The sequence below is a fragment of the Candidatus Omnitrophota bacterium genome, from assembly GCA_014728045.1.
Classification (GTDB): domain Bacteria; phylum Omnitrophota; class Gorgyraeia; order Tantalellales; family Tantalellaceae; genus WJMH01.
On record WJMH01000012.1, the window covers coordinates 288,062 to 298,502 of the forward strand.

11 protein-coding genes are annotated in these 10,441 nt (G+C 49.3%); all 11 read left to right on the plus strand.

Going from position 1 to position 10,441, the window contains the following annotated elements; translation table 11 throughout:
• Nucleotides 1-39: 39 nt before the first annotated feature.
• Nucleotides 40-732, plus strand: a complete 693-nt coding sequence (locus GF409_05105; protein MBD3426589.1) for a formylmethanofuran dehydrogenase — start codon at nt 40-42, stop codon at nt 730-732.
• Nucleotides 719-1,783 (plus strand): ABC transporter substrate-binding protein, encoded by a 1,065-nt coding sequence (locus tag GF409_05110; GenBank protein MBD3426590.1) that lies wholly within the window; start codon nt 719-721, stop codon nt 1,781-1,783. Before GF409_05105 ends, GF409_05110 begins: the two co-directional genes overlap by 14 nt.
• A complete protein-coding gene (locus tag GF409_05115) occupies nt 1,780-2,847 on the plus strand; it encodes an iron chelate uptake ABC transporter family permease subunit (protein ID MBD3426591.1) in 1,068 nt (355 codons plus the stop codon). The genes GF409_05110 and GF409_05115 overlap by 4 nt, the downstream gene beginning before the upstream one ends.
• The gene (locus GF409_05120; protein ID MBD3426592.1) at nt 2,844-3,650 is read left to right on the plus strand and encodes an ATP-binding cassette domain-containing protein; all 807 of its coding nucleotides are present in this window, start codon (nt 2,844-2,846) and stop codon (nt 3,648-3,650) included. The genes GF409_05115 and GF409_05120 overlap by 4 nt, the downstream gene beginning before the upstream one ends.
• A 163-nt stretch (nt 3,651-3,813) precedes the next feature.
• Entirely contained in the window at nt 3,814-5,184 is a 1,371-nt protein-coding gene (locus GF409_05125) for a TrpB-like pyridoxal phosphate-dependent enzyme (protein ID MBD3426593.1), read from the plus strand.
• 106 nt (nt 5,185-5,290) lie between these two features.
• On the plus strand, nt 5,291-5,770 hold the full coding sequence (tsaA, locus tag GF409_05130) for a tRNA (N6-threonylcarbamoyladenosine(37)-N6)-methyltransferase TrmO (GenBank protein ID MBD3426594.1): 480 nt from the start codon (nt 5,291-5,293) through the stop codon (nt 5,768-5,770).
• Nucleotides 5,767-6,939 carry a permease gene (locus GF409_05135; GenBank protein ID MBD3426595.1) on the plus strand — a complete coding sequence of 391 codons (1,173 nt, stop codon included), beginning with the start codon at nt 5,767-5,769 and terminating at the stop codon, nt 6,937-6,939. Before tsaA ends, GF409_05135 begins: the two co-directional genes overlap by 4 nt.
• Before the next feature lie 10 nt (nt 6,940-6,949).
• Nucleotides 6,950-7,189 (plus strand): thioredoxin family protein, encoded by a 240-nt coding sequence (locus tag GF409_05140; GenBank protein MBD3426596.1) that lies wholly within the window; start codon nt 6,950-6,952, stop codon nt 7,187-7,189.
• A 256-nt stretch (nt 7,190-7,445) separates the two neighbouring features.
• Nucleotides 7,446-8,207, plus strand: coding sequence for a methyltransferase domain-containing protein (locus GF409_05145; GenBank protein ID MBD3426597.1), 762 nt, complete (start codon nt 7,446-7,448; stop codon nt 8,205-8,207).
• Nucleotides 8,208-8,353: 146 nt separating this feature from the next.
• Complete coding sequence (locus tag GF409_05150; protein MBD3426598.1) at nt 8,354-10,207, plus strand: amino acid permease; 1,854 nt, start codon at nt 8,354-8,356, stop codon at nt 10,205-10,207.
• 60 nt (nt 10,208-10,267) lie between these two features.
• On the plus strand, nt 10,268-10,441 hold a 174-nt coding region (locus tag GF409_05155), incomplete at its 3' end, for a tRNA (N6-isopentenyl adenosine(37)-C2)-methylthiotransferase MiaB (protein MBD3426599.1).

Genomic DNA, 10,441 nt, shown 5'->3' on the forward strand with positions numbered 1-10,441 from the left:
ATGGAAAAAAGAGAAGACCCCAGAAAAGATATCAAGAGAATGCTGGCCGGAGGTGATCTGACCGGTATTCTGAAAAAGGCCGGTGAGATACACGGCCATTATTGTTCCCATGTGGCACTGGGGGTAAGAGCCGTACATGCCGCTTACAGGGAACTGGGGATAACCGAAAGCACGGGTATGGAAGAAATACTTGCCGTGGTCGAGTGTAATAACTGTTTTGTTGACGGGATACAGGCGGCGAGCGGGTGCACTTTGGGAAATAATGCGCTTATATACAAGGACCTGGGCAAGACGGCAGTTACTTTCGTGGATCGCAGGAAAAATAGAGCAGTAAGGGTTGCCGCGAAGTATGACCGGGATAAGATGGATAAGGATCCGAAAAGCGCCGAGGCGATGAGATTGTTCGATAAAGCGGTAAAGCGCAGAGAGCAGCTCACTCCCGGGGAAAGTGAGCGCATGAAGAGGTTGTGGACGGATCTTTCCTTCGCGATACTGGAAAAACCCGAAAAAGAGGTTCTCAAGGTGGAAGAAGCGACCCCTCAGGCAATGGAGTATGCCCCTATTTTTGAATCGGTGACCTGTTCCGTCTGCGGCGAGAATGTCATGGAAACGCGAATAAGGATTAAAGAGAATCAACCCGTTTGTCTGGCCTGTTCCGGCGACAGTTACTGGATAGTGGCCGGCAGAGGGATCCACCCGGTAGCCAAGAGGATACTGAATGATGAAAAATAGAATATTTGCGGGTTCATTACTGATCTTTTTACTGATCCTGCCCCGTTCGGTTTTCGCGATTACGGACCTGGCGGGAAGGGAAGTGCACCCCAGCGGTAAAGTCGAACGCGTGGTAAGCCCGTTCATGATGTATACCAGAATAATCATAGCTCTGGGAGCCACGGACAAGCTGGTGGGGATATCCCATACCTGTATTCTGCCCGAGGAAGAAAGCCCTTTCGGGCACGAGCTTCTTGAGATCCCCGATGTGGGTAACTTCGGTGAGAACATAGAGCTTATTGCTTCACTCCGGCCGGATGTTATTTTTTCGCTGCCGCAGGATATACGCGTCTTTGAGGAGAAAACGGACGCTGTGGTCATTGGAGCATCATATCCTCAAGAAGTGCCGATGCAGGTGATGTTCTCAAGACAGATCAGGCTAATAGGGAAAGTTCTGCGTAAGGAGGATGAAGCTGAGGATCTTAACGGATTCATCAACAAAACCCTGGCTTTAGTTACGGATATTACCGCAAATATACCCGAAAGCGAAAGACCGAAGGTATATTTCGCATGGACGAGCTGGACAGGCGATATAACCAATACCGTAGTTGATTTCGATCCGATTGAACTTGCCGGCGGGATAAATGTCGCTAAGGACTGCAGGAATTTCGCCAAAGGCCAGAGGGGGATACTTGTTTCAAGAGAGCATATAATCAAGTGGAACCCGGATATAATATTTTTATCCAGGTATGCCTCGAATGAATGGGAGAAAAGCAAATTCGGCGACAAGGAAGCTCCGGTGACCATCGAAGAAGTTCTCGAGGACCCACTTTTGCAGGATGTTAATGCGGTCAAGACCGGACGGGTGTATTATACGACCGCTTTTTGTAACTGGTGGCCTCATCAGCGGGCCATAGCACAGGTCTTTCAGATGGCCAAGATATTTCATCCGGACAAATTCAGTGAACTTGATGTAAGAAAAGAAGGCGATCGGGTCTTTAAAAGGTTCTACGGGGGAGACTTTTTATACACTGAACTGGTCGAGGAACTGGATCTATATACAGGGGAATGAAGGTGAAAGTATCTTTTCCGCCGGCATCTGAATACAGGAAACTCATGGCCAGGAAGCTGTTCTTTATCCTTGGCTTTGTCTGCCTGATCATAATCTTGAGCGGTATCGCGGTTACCGTGGGACCTATGGAATTTTCCTCAAAGGAAGCGTTCAAGGCGGTTCTGGAACGGTTTTTCCCTTCAAGGTTCAGTGTTAGCGGGGTATCCGGTTCGGTCATATGGATGATACGTCTGCCCAGGATAATCACGGCGCTATTGGCCGGGTTCGGTCTTGCCATCGCGGGCGTCCAGATGCAGGCTATACTCCGCAATCCCCTTGCAAGCCCTTTCACTCTGGGGATATCCGCCGGAGGCGGTTTCGGGGCGAGTCTGGCGATCCTTATGGGGGTGGGGTTTGCCGGAGGGGAATATTTTCTGATAGGGAATGCTTTCCTTTTTTCGCTAATTCCGGCGTTATTGATCTTTTTTCTGAGTAGGTTCAAGAAAGCCACTGCCGGTATGATGATCCTGGCGGGAATCTCTCTTGCTTATATTTTTTCGGCGGGCAGTACTCTAATAAGTTATTTCGCGCAGGCCGAGGATCTAAAAGCCCTTTCTCTGTGGATGATGGGCGACGTGGGTAAGACGACCTGGGCCGATCTGGGTCCGATGGCGGCGGTTATGCTAACATCTTCGGTGTTTCTTCTTTTGGCCTCACGAACGTTGAACATAATGAACGCGGGGGATGAAACCGCTAAGAGCCTAGGGGTGAATGTTGAAAGGGTGAGGATATCCATAGTCGTGTTATCGTCACTTGTAACTTCCAGTGTGATCTGTTTTACCGGCATGATAGGGTTTGTGGGCTTGGTCGCCCCGCACATTACGCGCATGTTCATCGGTTCTGATAACAGGTTCCTGGTCCCCGCGTCCGGTCTTTTCGGGGCGGCTTTCCTTCTGGGAGCCGATATAGTATCGATGACGGTGATCGAGCCTTCCGTTCTGCCGGTGGGTCTGGTGACCGCGCTTTTGGGGGGTCCATTGTTCTTTCTGCTGATAATCGGCAGGAAAGGGAGAGAATACTGGTGAATTTCAGGGTAAAGAATATTGAATTTTCATATCCCGGGGTTTCTGTCCTGAAGGATGTGAGCATTGAACTTGCTCCGGGACAGATACTGGCCATTGTGGGCAGGAACGGTGCGGGCAAGACCACGCTGATAAAATGCATGAACAGAATACTCGAACCGGTGAAGGGGAAGGTATATCTGGACGGAATGGATATGGGGAAGATGCATCTCAAGGAGATAGCCAGGTCATTGGCGTATCTTTCCCAGAGTTCGGGCTATACGTTCCCTATTACGGTGTTCGATGCGGTACTTTCGGGACGATATCCTCATCGCGCCTGGTTCAATGAAGCTAAAGACCAGGACAAGATTATCGAGGTTCTGAAATTGATGGATCTTGAGGACCTGTCGATGAGGTATTTCAATGAATTAAGCGGAGGCCAGCAGCAGCGGGTACTTATCGCCAGAGCCGTGGCCCAGGAAGCTTCGATCATGCTCCTAGACGAACCTACGGGAGGGCTGGACATAAAGCACCAGCTGGAGGTCATGAACACCGTGAGATCCCTGGCCGGAGAAAGGGAAGTATCCGTTATAATGAGCATTCATGATCTTAACCTGGCCTCTCGTTACGCTGACCGGGTGGTATTGCTTGAAAGAGGTTCGGTCTTTGCCGCAGGAAGCCCGGCGGAAGTGTTGACCGAGGATAATATCGCCGAAGCTTATGGCGTGCGTGTTCATGTGGAATATCTTGCGGGAAAGCCTCATATTATCCCGATGCATCCTGTTTCGGCCGCAAATAATACCGAGTTGCTAAACATGACGTTCTGACCGAACTGTTCTATACCTTTCCCGTGTCTTCCCATAAATTTCATAGAAAGCGGTCTTACCATTATTGTTATTTAGCCTATATAATGTTATTATATTCCAAATAACATTCTATGCTCCCGGAACGGGCAATCCATCCGGTGGTGCATTACAGAAAGGAGAGAAGATGCGTAAGAGGAAGATCTATCTCGATGAAAAAGATATACCCCGCCAATGGTACAATATCATGGCCGATTTCTCGAACAAGCCGAAACCACCCGTTGGGCCGGACGGGCAACCATTGACCCCGGACAAGTTGGCGCCTGTTTTCCCAATGAACCTGATAGAACAGGAAGCCAGTCTAGAGAGATGGATCGATATTCCCGAAGAGATTTTGGAAATACTTTACAGGTGGCGCCCCAGTCCGCTTAGGAGAGCTTATTATCTCGAAGAATACCTTGAGACACCTGCGCGTATTTACTACAAGGACGAGAGCCTGAGCCCTCCGGGCAGCCATAAACCCAATACCGCCGTGGCGCAGGCCTGGTACAACAAGCAGTTCGGCATCAAAAAGCTTACCACCGAGACCGGCGCCGGCCAGTGGGGAAGTGCGCTGTCCTTTGCCTGTAAGATCGTGGGGCTGGAGTGCAAGATCTACATGGTGAGGATAAGTTTCGACCAGAAACCCATGCGAAAGACCATGATGAGGGTCTGGGGGGGTAATTGCGTGGCAAGTCCAAGTAATGAAACGGAGTTCGGAAGGAAGGTTCTAAAAGAGACACCCGATACCCCGGGCAGCCTTGGTATAGCTATAAGCGAGGCGATAGAAGAAGCGGTGAGCGATAAGGCCGGCAAGACCCGGTATTCTCTGGGAAGCGTGCTCAACCATGTAATGCTCCATCAGACCATTATAGGACTTGAGACCAAAAAGCAGCTTAAGATGGTAGGGGAAGAACTGCCCGATATAGTCATAGGCTGTGCCGGCGGCGGCAGCAATTTCGCGGGGCTGGCGTTCCCGTTTTTGTATGACAAGATTAACGGGGCGGAGATCACCGTGATACCTACCGAACCTACGGCTTGTCCCACGCTGACCAAGGGCCCTTTCGCCTACGATCACGGGGATACCGCCTGCATGACGCCTCTTTTGGCAATGTATACTCTGGGACACGGTTTCGTGCCGCCTCCCATACACGCCGGGGGGCTGAGGTATCACGGGATGGCGCCTCTTGTAAGCCATGCGGTAAACGAAGGTTTGCTTGAACCCAGGTCCTTTGATCAGGTCAAGTGTTATGAATCTGCCCTCGTCTGGGCCAGGACAGAAGGCGTGGTATGTGCGCCCGAGACCAGTCATGCTGTTGCATGCGCTATTGACGAGGCTAAAAAAGCGAAAGAAGAAGGCAGGGAAAAGGTAATACTCATGAATTTCAGCGGGCATGGTCTTATGGATCTTGCCGGTTACAAAAAATTCCTGGATGGTGAGTTGTCCGAATATTACCTGCCCGATGAGGAGATCCAGAAATCGCTTGAAAGTCTCAAGGGTCTTCCTAAGATCACGTGATATTTTAACCGGCATGAAGGCGGTGCGGACCTGATGTAACTGCTGGGTAACCGAAAGACCTTTGGCGCTCTTAAACATCATAAGTTTGTTGAAGGACCGGATGATAATGGAAAGTATCTACTTGAAGCCGATCGGAACTATACGAACGCCTTACAAGGACCCAAAAGGGATGCCCATACAGGGAAAGTTCGAGAAAGGTGTTACCGGCAAGGTCGAACTGTTCGCTGGATACGAAAAAGGACTCAAAGATATTGAGGGGTTCTCTCATATTATCCTGATCTATCATTTTAACAGAGCAATAGATGAAAAATTTATCGCTCAGCCGTTCCTTGAAGATGAATCGCACGGCATATTCGCCATAAGAAGCCCTCAAAGGCCGAATCATATAGGCATATCTATCGTCAAACTGGAAGGGGTAGAGGCCAATACGATAAGTTTTTCGGAGGTTGACGTACTGGACGGCACGCCTTTGCTCGACATTAAGCCTTTTGTTTCGTATTTCGACTCAAGGGATAATGTTAAGAACGGGTGGCTTGATAAACATTTTAAAAGCGGCAGGATCCCCGGGCGGACGAAGATAGAATGAAGAATCTCTACAGGTTTTTATTTGTGGCAGTGAGCTTTCTGGTTTGTTATTTCATGCCGATCGAGCTATTGCCTTTCAGGAACCCCGTATACGAAGCATTGGCACTGGTCAGGTGGTATGCCCGGGAGCATGTCCTCCTATGCCTTGTGCCGGCCTTTTTCATAGCAGGAGCCATAGCGGTTTTCGTAAGCCAGGCGGCCGTGATAAAATATTTCGGGGCGAAAGCCAAGAAAGTCGTGGCCTACAGCGTTGCGGCCGTATCGGGGAGCATCCTGGCTGTTTGCTCTTGTACGGTATTGCCGCTTTTTTCCGGGATATACAAGCGAGGCGCCGGATTGGGGCCGGCTATGGCATTTCTTTATTCCGGCCCGGCCATTAATGTGCTGGCGGTAATATTCACCGCAAGGGTTCTTGGATGGCAACTTGGTCTAGCAAGAGCGGTAGCAGCCGTTATTTTCAGTGTTGTTGTGGGCCTGTTGATGCATCTGGTATTCCTGAAAGAGGAACGTCAAAGGCACGCTCAGGGTAACTTCACGATGCCCGAAGAAGAGTCGCCTAGGCCACTATGGAAGGATGCCGTTTATTTCGTTTGTCTTATAGGTATCCTTGTTTTTGCCAACTGGGCCAAACCCGGCTCGGAGGATCCGGCATTGTTCGGTGTCATATACAGGGTCAAGTGGCCGATCACAGCTTTTTTTGGTCTGGTACTGTTCTTTGTGCTGGCAAACTGGTTCAGAAAGGACGAGCTTAAAAAATGGACTTTATCAAGCTGGGAGTTCGCCCTTCAGATATTACCCTTATTGCTTATGGGTATATTGATCGCGGGATTTCTTCTCGGCAGAGTGGGGCACGAGGGTATTATCCCCTCAAGTTTCGTTGAAAAGCTTGTCGGGGGAAACTCCTTATTCGCTAATTTCTCCGCTTCGATCTTCGGTGCCTTTATGTATTTTGCCACTCTTACCGAGGTGCCTATATTAAGAGGGCTCTTAGGCGCCGGCATGGGAAAAGGCCCGGCTTTGGCGCTTCTTCTGGCGGGTCCGGCGCTGAGCCTGCCGAATATGCTTGTAATAAAGGGAGTTATCGGGTTGAAAAAGACGGTCGTTTATGTGACTATCGTGGTGGTCATGGCCACTGTAAGCGGGAGCATATTCGGCGCTATAGTAAAATAAGGGGGATACCATGATAAAAATACAGATCTATGGAAAAGGATGTCCGAAGTGCAATGACCTGGCACATAAGGCCGAGGAGGCGCTCAGGCAGACGGGTAAAGAAGGTAAGGTCGAGCATGTGGCCGATATCGGCGAGATTACCCGTAAGGGCATTATGCTCACGCCGGCACTGGTCATTGGTGATGAGGTAGTAAGCGAAGGAAAGGTGCTTTCCGTGGATGATATCGTAAAAGCTATAAGGGACGAATAGCCAACAACGGTTCATTCACCCCAGTGTGTAAAAGCGGATCGATCTTGTAAGTCTTTTCAAGAATATTCAATTGGAGAAAAAAATTAATGTTGGTATAGTTATATCAAGCAATGATGCGGTGTCCTGTTTCAACGATGAAGGACATGTACGATATCATAAAAACAAGCGATAGGGTCGTGACATTTTAGAGGGATTATTTGGTCAGAAGTCCTATTTGACCGAATGAGGGAAATTGATCCTTTAAAAAAGGTGGAACATGGAACAATGGTACGAATCTTTATTCGAAAATTACGCTGAAAAATACGACAAGGAATGTTTTGTCCAGGGCACTGTCGGAGAATGCGATTTCATTGAAGAGGAGATAAGGCGCGATAGGTCCTTGGAGATAATCGATATCGGGTGCGGCACTGGACGCCATTCTATTGAATTAGCGAAAAGAGGGTATAATGTTACAGGTATTGACCTGTCCGGGGCGCAGCTTAAGAGGGGCCGCGAAAAAGCCAAAGAGGTGGGCGTGAAAGTCGTTTTTGAGAAACATGACGCGCGGGATCTTCCTTTCGAAAGACAGTTCGACCTTGCGATAATGCTTTGCGAGGGAGCTTTTCCTCTGATGGAAACCGATGAGATGAATTACGGAATACTCAAGAATGCCACGAAAGTCTTGAAAGATAACGGAAAGCTTATATTCACGACACTAAACGCGCTTTTCCCGCTTTACCATAACGTGGAACAATTCTGCGTAAAGGCAGGCGATAAAGAAAGCGCGACGTACAGAAGCAACACGTTCGATCTAATGACGTTTCGAGATCATCACACGGTAGTATTTGAAGACGATCTGGGCAACAAAAAAGAACTCAAATGTAACGAGCGTTATTATGCGCCTAGCGAGATAACCTGGCTTCTGAAGAGCCTCGGGTTTAAGGCGATAGATATTTTCGGAGCCAGGCTGGGTGCTTTTTCAAGGGAAGATAATCTCACGACCGAAGATTTCGAAATGCTCGTAGTAGCTAATAGATAACTGATCAAAAAGAATTACTATGAACCGCGTTCCCGGGGAGGCTGGACAAATCGGACTTTTCAAGCGGATGCGAAGCATGATATATTCGCCATTAGTGATCGGGCAGCCTCGGGAAAGGCTTTCCCCGAAACGATTCAAGGATAAATATGGATAAACAGTTGAAAAGAGGTCTTAATCTTCTGGATGTATTCTGTGTCGCCACGGGAGCGATGTTCAGTTCAGGTCTGTTCATTCTTCCGGGACTTGCTTATGTACAGGCCGGTCCGGCTGTTGTGCTTTCATATGTTCTGGCAGGACTCTTGACCCTTCCCGCGCTTTTGAGTGTAGCTGAGCTTACAACCGCCATGCCCAAGGCGGCGGGGGATTATTTCTATATAATGAGAGGGTTCGGACCGCTTTTCGGCACCCTGGCAGGATTCAGTTCCTGGTTCTCGCTCAGCCTGAAAGGGGCCTTTGCTCTGATAGGCATGGGAGCGTATCTTTCCATAATCACGGATATTCCCTTGAACGTCATAGCCGTGGCATGCTGCCTCTTTTTTGTGTTCCTGAACCTGATCGGTGTTAAGATCGCCAGCAGGTTCCAGATATTTCTGGTGGCGGGACTGATCACAATATTAACAGTATATTTTTTCTGGGGCTTAAGCGCTGTCAATCTCGATCATTTCACGCCATTTTTCTCAGAGGGGATGGGGAAAATGTTCGCCACGGCGGGCTTTGTTTTTATATCATACGGGGGTCTCACGAAGATCGCGGCTCTGGCCGAGGAGACAGAACAGCCCGGGAGGATCCTGCCTTTGGGAATGATACTGTCCATAATAGTGACAACTGTTATGTTCGCGGCGGTCATCTTCATTACAGTGGGGGTCCTCGATCTTGAGATGCTCAAGCACGACCTTACGCCCGTTTCAGACGGGGCGGGTGTTTTCGGTGGAGAGCTTTTGAAGATAATAGTCAGTGTCGGGGCCTTCCTGGCTTTCATATCAACAGCCAACGCGGGGATCATGACAGCTTCGAGATATCCACTCGGCATGAGCCGGGATAAGCTCCTGCCCAAGTGGTTCAACAAGGTAAGCCCCCGGTTCAAGACGCCTTATGTATCTATTCTTGTAACCGGCCTATTCATGGTCGCCAGTATTTTGCTGCTGCGTCTTGAAGTTCTTGTCAAGATCGCCTCCAGTCTTCTGATAGTGCTCTTTATCTTCGCAAATCTTACGGTGATCATGTTCAGAAAGAGCAGGATCACCAGCTACCGGCCTAAATTCCGCTCACCGATGTATCCATATATACAGATCTTCGGGGTAATGAGCGGTGTTTTTATTCTGGTGGAGATGGGGACCTTTATAATATTCCTCACGATCGGGTTCCTCGCTCTTGGCTATCTCTGGTACAGGATATACGCCAGAAAGCGTTCAAGCCAGGACTCGGCTCTCATGCATGTATTGGAGAAGCTGGTTTCCAAGGACGAGGAGCTTGCTTCCGAGAATCTTCTGACCGAACTCAGGGATATCGTCATGAAAAGGGACGATCTTGAGAAGGACAGGTTCCACGACCTCATCGAAAAAGCGCGGGTACTGGATATAACCGAGATCATGCGGGCGGAGGACTTTTTCAGGAAGGTATCCGGCTTGATAGGTGAACAAGCGGGGCTGGATCCGGATTTCCTGTTCGATAAGTTCCTCAAGCGGGAGAAGGAGTCGAGCACCGTTCTAAGGAAGGGTCTGGCCATGCCCCACGTATTCGTGGAGAAGAAAGAATTTTTCAGCGTGCTGCTGGCAAGGGCGAAAAAAGGAGTTGTTTTCCCGAATGATGAGGTGGCCCATGTGATATTCGTTCTTGCCAGTTCATCGGACGAGCGCCAGCTTCATCTCAGGGTTCTTGCAGCTTTCGCCCAGGTGGCACAGGATCCCGAGTTCGACAAAAAATGGCTCGAGGCCGGCAACGAGGATGCGTTGAGAGAAGTGGTTCTCTTGGCCGAAAGGGACAGGGGCCCCAAAAGCTAAAAGCGTGAAAGAGCATTGAACCTAGTGAACGAGTAACATTGATCAAAGAAAGGAAATAAATTGAAGGAAAAAGTCTACATCCGCACCTTCGGCTGTCAGATGAACGAAAGAGATTCCGAGCTCATCGCAGGGATGCTTATGGAGAAGGGCCACGAGATCGTCGAATCACCCGAGGAAGCCAAGGTCATACTTTTTAATACCTGTAGCGTACGCCAGCATGCCGAGGACAGGGTA